The organism is Acinetobacter sp. 1000160 (genome assembly GCF_000588715.1).
GTDB classification, from domain to species: domain Bacteria; phylum Pseudomonadota; class Gammaproteobacteria; order Pseudomonadales; family Moraxellaceae; genus Acinetobacter; species Acinetobacter courvalinii.
The window spans coordinates 134,640-148,585 of record NZ_JFWP02000006.1 but is presented as its reverse complement, the minus strand read 5'-3'; the positions used below and the strand labels follow the sequence as shown (position 1 = coordinate 148,585).

General features: G+C 42.0%; 18 protein-coding genes. All 18 read right to left on the bottom strand.

Annotation, left to right across the window (positions count from 1 at the left end):
- Window positions 1-4: 4 nt before the first annotated feature.
- Window positions 5-2,542 carry a phage tail tape measure protein gene (locus tag J699_RS05500; RefSeq protein WP_032882892.1) on the bottom strand — a complete coding sequence of 846 codons (2,538 nt, stop codon included), beginning with the start codon at window positions 2,540-2,542 and terminating at the stop codon, window positions 5-7.
- 17 nt (window positions 2,543-2,559) lie between these two features.
- Entirely contained in the window at window positions 2,560-2,676 is a 117-nt protein-coding gene (locus J699_RS19225) for a GpE family phage tail protein (protein ID WP_104021905.1), read from the bottom strand.
- A gap of 8 nt (window positions 2,677-2,684) precedes the next feature.
- Entirely contained in the window at window positions 2,685-3,038 is a 354-nt protein-coding gene (locus J699_RS05505) for a phage tail assembly protein (protein ID WP_032882891.1), read from the bottom strand.
- 50 nt (window positions 3,039-3,088) lie between these two features.
- Window positions 3,089-3,595 carry a phage major tail tube protein gene (locus J699_RS05510; RefSeq protein ID WP_032882890.1) on the bottom strand — a complete coding sequence of 169 codons (507 nt, stop codon included), beginning with the start codon at window positions 3,593-3,595 and terminating at the stop codon, window positions 3,089-3,091.
- A 10-nt stretch (window positions 3,596-3,605) separates the two neighbouring features.
- Complete coding sequence (locus tag J699_RS05515; RefSeq protein ID WP_032882889.1) at window positions 3,606-4,238, bottom strand: phage tail sheath subtilisin-like domain-containing protein; 633 nt, start codon at window positions 4,236-4,238, stop codon at window positions 3,606-3,608.
- Between the two features lie 142 nt (window positions 4,239-4,380).
- A complete protein-coding gene (locus J699_RS05520) occupies window positions 4,381-5,709 on the bottom strand; it encodes a hypothetical protein (RefSeq protein WP_032882887.1) in 1,329 nt (442 codons plus the stop codon).
- Window positions 5,655-6,284 (bottom strand): hypothetical protein, encoded by a 630-nt coding sequence (locus J699_RS05525; RefSeq protein ID WP_032882886.1) that lies wholly within the window; start codon window positions 6,282-6,284, stop codon window positions 5,655-5,657. Before J699_RS05525 ends, J699_RS05520 begins: the two co-directional genes overlap by 55 nt.
- A 102-nt stretch (window positions 6,285-6,386) precedes the next feature.
- A complete protein-coding gene (locus J699_RS18995; protein ID WP_050441700.1) occupies window positions 6,387-7,418 on the bottom strand; it encodes a hypothetical protein in 1,032 nt (343 codons plus the stop codon).
- On the bottom strand, window positions 7,418-7,750 hold the full coding sequence (locus tag J699_RS05530) for a hypothetical protein (RefSeq protein WP_032882885.1): 333 nt from the start codon (window positions 7,748-7,750) through the stop codon (window positions 7,418-7,420). The genes J699_RS18995 and J699_RS05530 overlap by 1 nt, the downstream gene beginning before the upstream one ends.
- The gene (locus J699_RS05535; protein WP_032882884.1) at window positions 7,747-8,160 is read right to left on the bottom strand and encodes a hypothetical protein; all 414 of its coding nucleotides are present in this window, start codon (window positions 8,158-8,160) and stop codon (window positions 7,747-7,749) included. The genes J699_RS05530 and J699_RS05535 overlap by 4 nt, the downstream gene beginning before the upstream one ends.
- Window positions 8,157-9,080: a phage tail protein gene (locus J699_RS05540; RefSeq protein ID WP_032882883.1), complete on the bottom strand. Its 924-nt coding sequence runs from the start codon at window positions 9,078-9,080 to the stop codon at window positions 8,157-8,159. Before J699_RS05540 ends, J699_RS05535 begins: the two co-directional genes overlap by 4 nt.
- 9 nt (window positions 9,081-9,089) lie before the next feature.
- Entirely contained in the window at window positions 9,090-9,611 is a 522-nt protein-coding gene (locus J699_RS05545; protein ID WP_032882882.1) for a phage tail protein I, read from the bottom strand.
- Window positions 9,604-10,500: a baseplate assembly protein gene (locus J699_RS05550; RefSeq protein ID WP_032882881.1), complete on the bottom strand. Its 897-nt coding sequence runs from the start codon at window positions 10,498-10,500 to the stop codon at window positions 9,604-9,606. The genes J699_RS05545 and J699_RS05550 overlap by 8 nt, the downstream gene beginning before the upstream one ends.
- The gene (locus tag J699_RS05555; protein ID WP_050441699.1) at window positions 10,497-10,868 is read right to left on the bottom strand and encodes a GPW/gp25 family protein; all 372 of its coding nucleotides are present in this window, start codon (window positions 10,866-10,868) and stop codon (window positions 10,497-10,499) included. Before J699_RS05555 ends, J699_RS05550 begins: the two co-directional genes overlap by 4 nt.
- Window positions 10,869-10,870: 2 nt before the next feature.
- Entirely contained in the window at window positions 10,871-11,395 is a 525-nt protein-coding gene (locus tag J699_RS05560; RefSeq protein WP_032882880.1) for a phage baseplate assembly protein V, read from the bottom strand.
- Between the two features lie 80 nt (window positions 11,396-11,475).
- Window positions 11,476-13,053, bottom strand: coding sequence for a putative phage abortive infection protein (locus J699_RS18990; protein WP_131224144.1), 1,578 nt, complete (start codon window positions 13,051-13,053; stop codon window positions 11,476-11,478).
- Window positions 13,054-13,073: 20 nt separating this feature from the next.
- On the bottom strand, window positions 13,074-13,553 hold the full coding sequence (locus tag J699_RS05565) for a phage virion morphogenesis protein (protein WP_050441696.1): 480 nt from the start codon (window positions 13,551-13,553) through the stop codon (window positions 13,074-13,076).
- On the bottom strand, window positions 13,532-13,945 hold the full coding sequence (locus J699_RS05570; protein WP_032882879.1) for a phage tail protein: 414 nt from the start codon (window positions 13,943-13,945) through the stop codon (window positions 13,532-13,534). The genes J699_RS05565 and J699_RS05570 overlap by 22 nt, the downstream gene beginning before the upstream one ends.
- Window position 13,946: the final 1 nt, after the last annotated feature.

The window sequence follows — 13,946 nt, the reverse complement described above, 5'->3', positions numbered from 1 at the left end:
GTAATCAGTCCCTATCGTTGTAAGTACGTTGCTGTTGAGCTGTGAGCGCACTTTGATGCTGTTTAAGTTTCTGATCCACGAGTAACGCCACTTGTTTTGGATCATTGACTCCAGAGATGGTGATCTGTGCACCCATAAAATGATTTGTTGTTTGAACCGCTCTATTTGGAACAGAGATCGGGGCGGTAGGGGTCACTTTCTTGGTTGGAATGGTTGCCGCTGGAGGTGCAAAAGTCGGGACCTGCGGGATCTTGGGAATATTGATACTCGGGATTTTATTCATTCCACTGATCAAAATATTCACGGCATCGATCACCAGGCGTAATGGTGTCAGTAGAAAATTAATGAATGTGGCGCCGGCTTCTTTCACATAGGTTTTTAAAGCATTGAATGCAGCGCTTGCACGTTCCGGAATAAGGGATAACCATCCGAAGAACTCTCCGATCGCTGTACCGACATTCACCAGGATAGCCATGGATAATTTTACGAAGATCAAAATCAGTTCACCAATTACACCGAGAACAGAACCGAATACTTGGCCAAGGGTTGAGCCGTATGATGTGGCATTGGCTAGTTCCTGGTTTGTGGCCTGGAATGGCCCGAGGGCTTCAGCAAGTACCCCTTTAAAGATGGTCCATACTGCAACCAAAGCATCCCATACCGGTTTCAGTGGCGCGAGGGTCGCTTTTAAGGTGGTAAACAAGCTGCTGATTGAATCTTTAAACGGAGCTAGGCCAATCATAAGCCCTGACCAGAAACCTTGAAAAAATGCCTTGATAGGTCCCCAATAACGATAGATTACGAAGGCAACAGCAATAATGGCCGCGATGATCAATGTTAAGGGGTTGGTCAATGCTGCTATGGCCAGAGCACGCAGGCCAGCAATAACAAGCGGGATCGCCTGACGTGCCAGGAAAGTAAATGCCCGGCTGAGTAACTGGATGGATTTAGAAATGACAGTCAACCGGGACGGTAAACCGATACCGAATTTATTGGCGATCTTGTGGGCCACCCACATCACAATGGCGAATTTAGTGATACCGGCAATGATACTGACAATGCCACCGAGGAAAAGATTTGCAGTGTACTTGGCTCCTAGTAGGCCGACTTTGAGCATGAGCAGCTTAATGGCCACATTGGCCAGTGTTTTCACCAGTTCCGGATTTGCTTCGACCCAATCTTTAATACGGCCAATAATTTCAGCAACTTGCTGAATGAATTTTCGCATGTCATTCCCAAGCACTTTTTGAATAGCAATACTCAGGTCCTGCCATTCACCGCCCATATTTTCGATATCGCCGGCAAGGTTGTCTTTTAAAATTTTTGCGGCTTCAGCTGCTGCGCCTTGAGAGTTTTCTAGTTCTTCAGTGAGCTGTTTAATTTTATTGACGACTTTCCTTGTTTTTTCATCAACCATACCCGTTTGGTCGACGAGCACGGCCATGGCTGAAGCGGCTTCTGTTCCCGATATATCAGACAGCAATGCCAGACGTTCTTCAGATCCCATTTTGCTGGTTTTTACCCGGAGATCATTCATAACATCGGATAGGTCACGCAAGTTGCCTTTTGTGTCGGCTGTTTTAACGCCCAGGCGATCTAAAGCATCCTGTGCCGCTTTGGGTGGTGCAGCAAGGCGAAGCATGATACCGCGTAAGGCTGTGCCGGCTTGGGTATCGAGAATATTGTTATTTCCAAGTAAGCCGGTCATGGCCGTGACTTGTTCGATGGATGCACCGTATTGTTTTGCTACTGGAGCCACATATTTCATGGTTTCGCCAAGGCCGCCTACACTTGTGGCCGTGGCATTGGTGGCTTGAACAAATACGTCATTCACCCGAGTGATTTCACTTGCAACTAAACCAAAGCCATTCAAGGTACCGACAGCAATCTGTGCAGCTTGCTCCAGTTCAACCTTTCCAGCTTCTGCCAATTGAAGGGTACCGCCTAAAGCCTGGCGGATCTGATCGACGTTGAAGCCGCCAGAACCTAAGGCAAATTGTGCTTGTGCTGCTTCTGTTGGACTGAAGGATGAAGCTGCTCCCCATTTACGGGCGTCAGCTTCAAGTTGTTTCATTGCTTCACTGGTTTTTTCAAGATTTAAAACGGCCTGAACGCCACTGACCTGCTTTTCAAAGTCGATGGCTGGCTGGAAAAATTGGTATAAGCCGGCACCAGCTATAACTCCACCAATTGCAATATTTTTAAATTCCTGGCGCATATTCTGGCGGCTTTGAGCCAGTTTGGCATTCCATTGATCTGCTTTGTGAAGCAATGATGATAGGGCATGATCAATATGGCCATATTCAGTGACAAGTAAACGAGAGGCTGTTCGGGCAGCGTTGGTATTTTTTTCAGTTTGTTTTAACGCCTGGTTATATCGCTGGCCATCGTTTCTATTTAGTGTGCTGTTAAGCTGTTTTATGCTCTGATCTAATTCGGTAATGGAGTCCGAGCTTGATTCACTGTAATTCTGAATCATCTTCAGCGGCTTGGTTGCCTCATCAATAATCATCAAAACTGCACTTAAAGTTAAATTGCTCATTCGCCATTACCTATTTTTTACTTTTGTACTTCACTTCGAGCCTTTGCACGTTCATTCCAGCGCATCAGCTCATCAATTTCGAAATCCTCGCATTCCTTTGGTGTCCATCCGAATATCACCGCTAGATTGGCAATAACTTCATCTACACAACTTGGGATTTCGCCTTTGCACTCACCAAAAAATTGGTTAATTCCACGGCCAAGGATGTGTAATCTGCGATGTCCATGCCGTTCAGGTCAGCAATGCTTAATGTTGGGTATGAAATACGAGTCAGAACCGTGTTGGTCGCCTCAACATTCCATTTCAAAACATCCTGCAGGCTTAAATTGCGTAGCGTTCCCACGTTAGGTTTACGCAATGTGATCTGGGTAATTGAATCAGATCCGCGAATAATTGGATTTTCTAGCTCAACAATGCGAACGTTTGGATCGACCGGAGTTTGTACTGGTTGATCTGGAGTAGAAGTCTGGGTTTGATCTTGCTTTGCTGAAGTCATGATTTTTTCCTGTTTGGATTTTTTTAGGGGGGGAGGGGGGATTACCCGGCTTATAAACCGAGTAATTCACGAATTGCCTGGGCGACGTCGCTATCGCCAAAACGTTCAATGCCATTAATAAAATCAAGTTCTACTTGCACGACACCATCGACTTCCATTCGATAATATGAATAGTTGTAGGTCGTTTCGCTTTCGGTACGTTCCCCGTTTTTAGATTCACCAGGATCGAGTTCGATTGCTTGGCCACGCATGTAAATTTCTACTGCTTGAGTGGAGCAATTGTCCTGGCGTTCATAAACACCGACATAGCGGACGGGTAGATCTGAAGTACCGCAGACACCTAACTGGCGATATTGCTTAACGTCAAAACCAGCATATTTAACGGAGCCTTCAAGCTTTTCATAACCCATGGCCAAAGCGACATCACCAATCATGCCGGCACCGCGATAGTCTTCTGTTTTCTTTGTGATCTTAGGAATCGTGATTGATTCGGCTACGCCTGCCCATGAGTGAGTATCGACAAAAACATTAAAGTTTTTGAGTGTACGTGGAAGCATTTGGGACTCCTTATTGCGTTGCAGTACCGCCACCAAGTAACTTGCTGAAATCCACTAAATAGCGGTCAGTAATACGTTGGTTTAAGCCAAGGTTTTCGAGGGTTGGGACAGGGGTGTAGTCGTAGTCGATCCACAATTGTCCTTGCTGTAAGTTTTGAATCGAGTTCTCTGCAGGGTCATACCAGACTGAAGCCCCCAACAGGTGACGAGCTGTTACGTGCTCTTGGAGCTCTGCATTGATCGAATCGATGATGTCTTTGGCCAGATAAGGGGTCAGCGGTTGGTCCACGAACGGAAAACAGCCATTGATGATCGTATCCAGGATAAATTGCGCTGTACGTGTTGCGACCTCAAATGAGAAGCGAGGATCGTCAGAACAATTGCGGTTGCCCCAGAATCGGAAACCTTGATGCTGGATCATGGTTGTAATGTCTTTGCTGTTTAAGAAGCCGACGTCTGTGTCTGGGTCCTCAAGGTCCCAAGTCAAAGGCATGCTGATACCGGTTGGACCAGTCACCGGGATATTCGAGAGTGATTTGTGCCAGCCGACTTTTTCATCGGTTTCGGCCCGGAGAGCCGCTGCAGCGACCACGGCAGTGAAAATGCCTGGTCCATACAGTTCTGCAAGGTTAGGTTGTGGCATGAAATTTCCCATTTCATAAGTGATGGGTCAATCATGCTGTGATCGTTCAGGCTGCGCTATTTGCGTAATCCTGATTAAAAGCTATTCAGGATTTGAGGATTTAAAAAAACCACCCGAAGGTGGTTTTTTTTGTCAGGACATTTTATGGAACAATATATTCGATAATGTCTATTAAGATAGGGTCGCTATATTGAGGGAATACCTTAAGCGCAGCAATGCAGATCTTATCGCCAGAATTACCCGGGAGAGTAAAATCCCCATTCGAGAATCCATCTAATGCCGTCCAAAACTGTGCAATATCGAAGATATTGAGGGTGTTGAACGTCATGCCATTGGCATAATAAATATCCTGTTTGACATAGTTTTCGCCATTAGGGTTTGCATTGAAGGTTTTTACTCCAGTCACAGACAATGTTGGAGGAACCAGATAATCTGCCGCCGATTTAACATCGACTTGAGCCGAGTAATTTTCATTACTATCTAAAACATTCGCATATACATGGTAGATCCCGCCGCTCTTAAAGGTTTGGACTCTTAAATTAAAGTTTCCGCTGGCATCAGAGCTAATCGTGATTTTATCGTCGACAAAATCAACCAGGACAACATTAATAAAAACAGACTGGTTAGGTAAAAGCGTCTTTCCAGAAATAACGACATCGCCATTGGCATTGTCGTAAACAACGTTAAACATTGAAATCTGTTGTTCTTTTGGGGTCAACCAGAAGGTCGCCACTTTACCAATTTGGCTGAAGCTTTTATTTCCATTTTCAACTTCGACATCCTGGTTAATCAGAGTGCCATTAGTCATCGTTGTCATTTTTACTAAGATGTCAGTCGGAGCTTTTGATTCAAAGGTAAATGCATAATTTGCATCATCAGAAATGGCATCCGTGATCTGTGCATAATCGAAGAAATGCATATTGAACCATTCAAGAAAGCCGACATCATTCCCCGACCATTCATAAAGGGCCGATACTGAGCCGATTTCGACTTGCACATTGCCACGCAAGAACTGCTGATCATATAAACGAATAGTTGAAGTGGCATCATCCCGACCATTTTGACTGGCTGCAGATAAACATGTACCCACATGTTTGTGTGCATTATCGAGCTCAATGACTGTCGGGTTGTCATACATGAAGATCAACAGATCATCACTTCTGGATTTGAATTCCAGTCGGTGGCTAACAGAGTCTAAATTTCTGGCTTGAGCCACGCCTTGACCTACCGAGAAGCCTGCAGGCACCGGAAAAGGATAATTTTCATTAAGAACAGAATGCTGATACCACGGTAATGGTGCAGAGTTCTCCGGGACTTCGACGCCATCAACTACGACATACATAGCATCAGGCGGAGGCTCGGTACCATCACGGATCGCAAGTACAAACTTAAATGAATTTGTCGCCCCCTCGCAGCTTATGCCACTGGAGGGGGCAGGATCTCCCCCAGGAATACATTCCCACTTGTCCATTCTGGCCAGATTATTTCAATTTCCCGGTGGGCCAGTTGATCCCGATATAAAGCTACTTCTTCAGCTGTTTCTAACATCTGCGCGCTCACAGCATCGCGTGGTGTAACGTACGCATAAGCACGAAGCTTTTTACATACTGAAGCGAGGGACTCGACTACTGCAGGGGTTTCAACATCAGGCGCGATTAGAATTTTTGGAGCAATGCCGAGAATTGATTTAGCCGTGAGAAACGCCAAAATACCGGTGCGTTGACCTGTTTCAGATACATATCCTGCTACGGCATTTGTTTGGAAAATTTCTCCACCAAACGGGTTTGGAATACGAACAACAATCAGCGTTGGGTTGGTGATCATTGCAATGGTTTCGAGGCTTTTGCGTAGATTACCCGTTAGGCCAGCTGCAGGGAGAGCTCGATTAATGGAAGAAACACGAACCGGGGTATTTTCCGGAAAGACGAGAGGATCTGCATCATCAGCAAAGGCAATCAATCCGATGATATTGGTTTGTGCATCCTTCATCGGAATGATTCCGGACTGAACTTCACGACCGGTAATGCCGTGGTGTTGTGTGGCCATAAAAAAAACTCCAAAAGGTTGAGTGGCTTTTGGAGATATTGAAGGGTGAAATTAAAGAGTGCGAATGTTCGAATCCTGATTAAAAGCTAATCGGGATTGTGTTTATTTGATAACGAGCTCGCCCATTATAGTAGGTAGAATCGAAACAGGGTTAAATCTGTTGCTTGCATTTGCGCCTAAAACAATTGTTTGTACTGAAGTCTGTGCTTCCGCTTCATTTCTACTATTGCCCGTTGCATTAAATGACATATCAATTGAAAGGCCATCACTAAACATTGCCTTAATATAATTGATTCTTCGTACATTGAATCCTGACGATCCAATGATGATATGTGATTTATAAAGCGGATTTGTAATTGTAAAAGCATGAATAGGTGAGGAGGAGACAGCCGAAATATTGAAATATCCTTTAATATAAAGAAGGCCATTGATGCGGGCTAATTGTACATTTACACCCGTAATACTGGGGTGTACGTTAGCAACTGTGGTGATATCGATCCAGACAGCATTGAGCTTTTTGATCTGAGCCTGCAACTTCCCCAATGATGACAAGATGATATCTTGAGCTGTAATTTCAGCGGCCGAGCTGGTATCCAATCCTACTAATTGAGAATTTAGAGCTGCTTGCTGTGCGCGACTGACTTTAAAATAAAGATTCTCCTGGCCTTCGGGCATTTCATCCGTGTTTAAAGCTACATGGACCTCCTGAATGATCCATTTATGGTCATCGCTATCCCAGATTGCAGCCATACGTCCGAAATTGACGCCACCGTCGACATGGGCATAGTCGCCAATGATGGCAACAGGTAAGGCAGCAGTTAGAGCCGCATAGCTACTAAATAAGCCGCGAAAATGTTGTACATAATCAGCTTTATCAAGTTTTGAATCACCTACTTGGACAATCAAATTTTCGAGTTGTTCTTTAACCTGGAGCGCAGATCCAGCTGGATCTGCATCCACATCCTGCGCATTTAATTCCACTGATCCCTTTTTCCCATTTACCTCCGTAACTTGGGGTTCAAGTGAGATAAATAAGCCTAAGGGCACATCGAAAATATAATCCGGTTGTGCAAAAAGCTGATCGATTGGAATAGGGTTATTGGACCAGTGCATTTCTAAAACGAGATCAATCATCAGGTAATGCTCTTTTGAATCGTGAATGAATAATTTCCTGAATTACGTTCTTGGCCATTGATGGACAGTTTGATGTCAGCGACTGCTGTTCCAGCTTTCCAAGTTTTAGTAACGGTTTGGTCGACTTTAAAAATTACACCACCTTTCTTGGTCACCTGATCACAAATGACCACATCACATTCCGCGATTACATGCCCCAGATTATTAATAACGGTGGACGTAAATTGCATTTCGTCGGTGATTTCTACTGGCTCTCGGGTTTTGCCATTTCTGAGTATGAAAAGCAGATTAAATGGGTTGCCAGTTTTGATCAGGTATTCATTTTCTTTCATAGGCTTAAACCATGCTCCCACAATTCATTTACCCGGTTTTCATCTAACTGGAGTAAATTGGCCATGAACAAAATGGATTCGCTCATACGTTCAAAACTTTGGCCATCATTGAACTCAATTTCGATCTTTTTACGTTGTTTGATGTCCGCGATTTCACTTATGGCGGTTTTGATCTGATCATCTAGTTCAAATTCAACCAGTGTGAGCATGAATTGACGACGGGTTAAAGGTCGTAAGCTGTTGAGATAGGCGGCTTTTTTTTCATCTTCAGTCAAATAGTTTTCAGGGTATAAATGGCGGTCTATATCGGATTTTGTCATTTTTTGCATTTCGTTAGTGATGAAATGGTCCTGTGATCCATCTAGTTCGAATGCATAAACTTCGCCATTGATATGTTTAAAATATTTCATATTCCCATCTCCATCCACTTAATCAAAGTCCCGCCTCTGCTTCTGTTCGCCTCTACTTTATAACTTTGGCCATTAGGAATAATTGTCATCCCTCCCATAATAATGTCCCAATTATCATAGGTATTTTGACTGTTCCAGACTTGTAACCCATTCACAGTAATGTTTACTTCGGCATCTCGACCCTGTGTAACAACTGAAATTGCTCTAGGTCCACCGGAGTTATTGAAATAATTAGTATCTAAAGCTCGAAGATGGGTTACATCCTGCCAATTTTGATTTACCCCAAGAGATGGGCTTATAGGTGCATTTTCAAGGAGATAAATACGGTCGGATAAATCTTTATCTCCATTTAATCGAGCTAAATTTGCTAGATCAATTTTTTCATTTAGTAGGTTATCACTGTAAATGCGGGCATCTTTTTCATTGTTTAAAGTTTCTTCAAATGTTGAAATGCGGACAAAATTATCGATTACCCATTTTTTATTTGCCGTCACAACATTAGGATCTATTTCGATTAGAGCATCTTTTCCTGATTCTGCAGTGATATCAATTACGATAGTAAGTTCACCGCCTGCTCCCTCTGCAATAATCGGTTTATATCCCCCATGATAATTACCGATATAAACAAGCTTGCCAGTATCATCTTTTAAGCCAATTTCATGGATATTGAAGCCGCCAATGTTTGCAGCAATGGTTGCTGTAACTGTGGTAACTGCGCCATTGATTTGAACAGATTGAACGGGAACTGTGGCACGTTGATTTACTAAAGCTGTCTGGCTCTTTTTATCGATGGGATCATAAGGAATATTATTCGCGTCACCAATCACCAATTGCGATAATAAAATTGATGTGGATTCGTGCGCCTGGGCAACCCGGGTAGCTCCGTAATCCGTTAGCGTTACATAGTATTTTGCGGTCATTAAAATATCCTAAAGCGTACTTAAATAAACGGTTTCACCTGAGTGACTTGCACCGGTTGTTTTGATCTGGCCACTGCTTAAAACTTTGGCTGCAATTGAAAAGTTATCTCGAGCTGACTTGGTGGCTTCGACAGCTGTCTGGATCTGCAAAAGTTGTTCAATAGAAATGATCATTTCGTTAATGATCACGACAAAGGTGAAAGGAGGCTGCGGAGGTGAGTACTCATGCCAAGCCTTCAGTTTAAAATTATTCACAAACTTACTGAGCAAACTTTCAATCGATGAGCGGGTCCCACGTTGAGCATTGAATTCTTTACTTTCTGAAATTGCCTGACGTTTTTCTGCAGCACTCCAGTCTGATCTCCAGTATTCAACACGGTGATCCCATGCAAGCCAGGCGAGGTGCTTTTCAGGACAAAGTTCTACCCGGTGCAATTCGATAAAAGGCACGGGTAAATTACTGAGACGATTGCCAAGCTGCTCCAGATTTCTTTCTAATTTGGTGGCGTTCGGTGGGAGTAGGTTATACATCGCGGAACTCCGTAATTGAAATATTCATACCTATATTTTTTGCATATCGGCTCTTTGGAATAACGATGTCAGCAGCGGGGCTATTTAGAATCACGTTCTGTACACCGCCCTGGTGTAAAGCTTTAAATAGGGCGCTGCGTGTTACGTCATAACCTTGCGAATTTACAAGCTTGCTATATTTCAAGACAGCTTCTTCAGCTGCTTTAAGCACGACTTCAGAATCAGGACCCGGGAATAGAATCAAGTCTGCATTTAATGTCCATTCCCAAGGGGTTGAGGCTTTTACATATACTTTGTCTGTGAATGGTCGGCGTTTACCTGGTGTAATTGTTTGGTCCACGATATCGAGTAAAGATTGAGGGGCAACTTCATCAACATGACTTTGTACCCATATTTCCACAACGCCCTCCGTCGGGCTGGTGACTGAAATATCTTTAACATGGCCATGAGCCGATAATCCCCAAAACTGATAGCAACCTTCAGATCCTGCCGACATGGATTCAGGTTGAAGCTGGACTCGTCGACGCAAGTCCTCATCTTCTTCCATGACTGCTTCAGTCGGAGGATTAGCGTTCGGATTGGCCTCAATGATGGTTTTACGGTAAACATCCCGGTTTGCCGCTAAATGATCGAGGTCAGAACCTTTAGCATAGGCAAGCATCAGCGCCTTGGCTTTCTCATTGATCTGGCCAGTTTTTAAAAGTGTTCGATAGGCAAACGCTTGTAGCAACTTCACCATGGGTTCACTTTCAAAATTTAAAGCTTCTTCTAGTTCTGGATCTCGGGCGATAACCTCAGCTTTGCATGCTTGCAATTCAGCTTCAAAATCCAGCGTTTCTAAAACATTGGGAAAAGGTAAGGCTGATAAATCGATACGGGTAGAACTCATGCAGCTGCTCCAATAAGAAAATTTTCGCTAAAAGGTTTTTCAGCTGTGGCCATAATGCGTTTGCCCAAAATAAAGAAATCCCATTTACCTGGTGTTTGTGCAGATTGATGCACACGGATCTGGCTTACTTTGATACGGGGTTCAAACTTGATAAGTGAGGTGGCCGCGGTCGACATCAGTAAAACCTGCGTTATTTCATTACAGGGCTGATCGATGTAATGGGGGACTAAAGAGCCATAATTTCGGCGACATAAACGTGTGCCAATAAGCGTGCTCAAAATGTCATGGATGGACTGCATCAGGTGCGCGTATTCCTGATCCTCATCATCTGTAATGGCTTTTCCGGTTATTCTGGACATGCCTTTCATGGTTATTCTCCAGTGACCAGTGCTGGTCCAGACTGATCAGTTCCGCCACGGACACCGCCATGAGGGTGCTGTACGAGGCTCACTTTTGCTGCAATCACATCCACATTAGAAGTAATTTTTTCTTCGGCGTGAACCTTTCCTTTAAAAATTGTGTCAGGACAATCAAATACGCATTTGGATAAAGTGAAAGTGGCCACTCCAGTGGTGATATTGACCACAAAGCTATAGTCACCAATCTCGAAATAAACTTCGTCCGGGTTATCTGTTGGTGGCGGGGTTTCTTCAGAAAATAAACTGACTTGAGGGACGGCACTGGTCAGCTCACCGCCTTGAGCTGTAACGGAAAATTGTTCGCCTATAGAAGGGCAGCGCCACATTTTGACTACTCCCGCGGCCATAGTTGGAATGGGTATCCAGTCGGTTTCGTTCTCGTCAATTTTTAAGCGCATTTTCCCTGCAGGCGGATCGAGGGCGATGACGGTGCCGATACCTGCCAAGTTTTGAAATTGTCTTGTTAAATTGCTCATATTGAAACTAAAAAGCCCATGATGGTTGAATCATGGGCTTTTTGTTTTAGGCTCGCTATTTGGTCGATCCTGATTAAAACCTATTCAGGAAAAGACTTTTTCGCAAGCATGTATTTTTGGTATTCTTCATAATGAATACTATATTTAATCAATAATAAAATAATTGGTGTTAGAGGATTTTTAACTAATATATCCAGCTTTGTTTTATTTTCAAATATTAGCTTTTTATAGTTATCTAATTTAATTAAATTCTTCGCAATACTCTCCTCTTGGATGCTGACGCTTGTAGAATAGTTGGAAAATTTATCTACTTTGTATCGTTTTTCTTTGCTGAATTCTGGCTCATTTAAATTGTTTATAGTTTCAATGGTTTTTTTCGAATAATCAATATCTGATCGTAAATTCTTTATTACATTTAGGTCTTTTGTGAAGACAGAATCTTTATGTCTTTTTAATTTCTTGATATTTGAGTTTAGTAATAATTCGCTCCACGGAATAGTATTTAAATCATCTGTTAGTTGATAGGATATAGGTGATTTTACATAGGTGGAATCACTAAATGAAAAAGAAATCGCTCTTCGATTGATAAATCGAAAATTAAATAAATTATTAAGTATATCTATGATGACTTGAGGACATAAGTCCAAAGGAATTTTTTCTAAATCTTTAAAGTAATCTTCCCAAGTGGAGTTCTCTTCAAAAGCTTGAAAATCATATTTAAAAGCATATCTAGTCAATCGATGAAAAGATTCTCCAGTACGATCATAATCAATTAAAAGCGGTTCAAATAAGCCATATTTAGTTAGAAGGTTTTTAAATTTCGGAGCTCCATAGCTACATAAACAATTGAAAAAGAATGCTTCTAATTCATATTGGGTTAAAGTAGATCTAAATATGTCGAAATATTTTTTTTGAATTTCAGATATGCTATTGAAATTTGTTAAATTATTTGAATTATTATTTTTTAAGTAATTATTTTCATCTATTAGTTTTACGATTTGATAGCATATTCTGAAATAGCTACCCCAAAAAAATAATAAATTATTCTTATAATATATTTCCCAGTTTTTATCATATTCAAAGGCTTTAAACCTTTGTATATCACGTTTAATTGCATCTTTACCTTTAATCTCTTTTTGTTCATTTGAATTAAGTGATTCGTCTTGTGAATATATGTCATTTAAAGCATAATTTTTAGTATTTAATAATTGAAAAAATAAACTTTCAAAGTTTTGAATAGCAATTTGTTTTTCTTGTTGTTCAGCTATCTCTTTTTGTTTTAACAGACTATCAGTCTGTCGTTTTAAGATATCTTTTTGAGTCTCTAAATTTTCCTCCTCGAGTTGTGCAATTTTCGCTTGATGGTCTGAAGTATCTTTTAAAACACTTCTGGTATCTCTCAGTTCTTGTAGTTGTAGACGAATAGAAGAAGTTAGCCAATAAAAGGCCAGGGCTGCTAATAGGGGATTTAGTGTGCCCCCTACAAAGTCACCAAAAGTACCCCAGTCTCCATTTGAAGTGGAGAAGCCTTTGTGAAAACTTACAAAGTAAGCAATTAGAACTATAACTATTAATGCGACAGCTATGAATATGGACCAATTAATTTGCTGCTCAACTCTTGTTAATTGTTTATCAGGTGTAGAGTCTATGTTGTTCATATACATTGAATTAATAAAAATTATTCTCTCGAGGATCTTAACAAGTTATTTTTTTTTAAGCTATTAGTTTTAAAAAAATTGTAAATTTCTGACTTAATCCATTGTTCATCATCTTTGCTAAACCCCGCTAATTCACGGAGCGGGTAGCGCGTTGGCTTTGCATTCTTGCTCGGCATAATAGTTTTTCCCTCCTGGTGTACTGAGGCAACAAAACCAGTACGGCCACCGAAACCAACAGCTGCATGATTTTCTGAATATTCAGTTTTTAATTGCCTGCCAATCTTCTGAAACATTGCAGCATTGCGTTTAATTTTTCCAATTTGGTCGCGTTTACGTGGAATAAATTTATTCCCATTGGGATTTCGTTGCCCCATGATACGTTCACGAAAACGAATTCTTAAACCTTGTGAAAGTTTGCGTGTAAGTTCTCTGCGCTGTGATGGTTCAAGTAAAACAGCAAGTTGATCCAGCCAATGATTTAATCCGTTTGTTGCGTCCATTGCTCACCTACAGGGAAAAAACCGCCACGCGTGTCGCACCATACGGTAGGTGGACAAATATGATAACCAGACTGATCAAAAACGATTTTATCGCGTTGAGGGAAATCAATTTCTAAGTCGAAAGTTTCAGAATCAACTACCTCGGAACTAAATGAAATCTGGATATCTTTACCTGCAGCATCTAAATGTAAATTTTTAGATTTAAGCCAGTTCTTGATCTGCATAATCACTTCGATCGGATCTCCGCGATAATCAAGCAACATAACCCGGGCGGTATAATCAAAATAGCCCTCTTTCTGGCTGCCATTAACGATCAAAAGATGACACTTGTCTGGTGTCAGTAAAGAAAGTTTCTGAGCCAAAAATGTTTTTAGGGGGGCGAGGGCTTTCATG

Coding starts and splice junctions, on each gene's coding strand:
- J699_RS05500 (WP_032882892.1), bottom strand. CDS start 2,542: ATGAGCAATTTAACTTTAAGTGCAGTTTTGATGATTATTGATGAGGCA.
- J699_RS05505 (WP_032882891.1), bottom strand. CDS start 3,038: ATGACTTCAGCAAAGCAAGATCAAACCCAGACTTCTACTCCAGATCAA.
- J699_RS05510 (WP_032882890.1), bottom strand. CDS start 3,595: ATGCTTCCACGTACACTCAAAAACTTTAATGTTTTTGTCGATACTCAC.
- J699_RS05515 (WP_032882889.1), bottom strand. CDS start 4,238: ATGCCACAACCTAACCTTGCAGAACTGTATGGACCAGGCATTTTCACT.
- J699_RS05520 (WP_032882887.1), bottom strand. CDS start 5,709: ATGGACAAGTGGGAATGTATTCCTGGGGGAGATCCTGCCCCCTCCAGT.
- J699_RS05525 (WP_032882886.1), bottom strand. CDS start 6,284: ATGGCCACACAACACCACGGCATTACCGGTCGTGAAGTTCAGTCCGGA.
- J699_RS18995 (WP_050441700.1), bottom strand. CDS start 7,418: ATGATTGATCTCGTTTTAGAAATGCACTGGTCCAATAACCCTATTCCA.
- J699_RS05530 (WP_032882885.1), bottom strand. CDS start 7,750: ATGAAAGAAAATGAATACCTGATCAAAACTGGCAACCCATTTAATCTG.
- J699_RS05535 (WP_032882884.1), bottom strand. CDS start 8,160: ATGAAATATTTTAAACATATCAATGGCGAAGTTTATGCATTCGAACTA.
- J699_RS05540 (WP_032882883.1), bottom strand. CDS start 9,080: ATGACCGCAAAATACTATGTAACGCTAACGGATTACGGAGCTACCCGG.
- J699_RS05545 (WP_032882882.1), bottom strand. CDS start 9,611: ATGTATAACCTACTCCCACCGAACGCCACCAAATTAGAAAGAAATCTG.
- J699_RS05550 (WP_032882881.1), bottom strand. CDS start 10,500: ATGAGTTCTACCCGTATCGATTTATCAGCCTTACCTTTTCCCAATGTT.
- J699_RS05555 (WP_050441699.1), bottom strand. CDS start 10,868: ATGAAAGGCATGTCCAGAATAACCGGAAAAGCCATTACAGATGATGAG.
- J699_RS05560 (WP_032882880.1), bottom strand. CDS start 11,395: ATGAGCAATTTAACAAGACAATTTCAAAACTTGGCAGGTATCGGCACC.
- J699_RS18990 (WP_131224144.1), bottom strand. CDS start 13,053: ATGAACAACATAGACTCTACACCTGATAAACAATTAACAAGAGTTGAG.
- J699_RS05565 (WP_050441696.1), bottom strand. CDS start 13,553: ATGGACGCAACAAACGGATTAAATCATTGGCTGGATCAACTTGCTGTT.
- J699_RS05570 (WP_032882879.1), bottom strand. CDS start 13,945: ATGAAAGCCCTCGCCCCCCTAAAAACATTTTTGGCTCAGAAACTTTCT.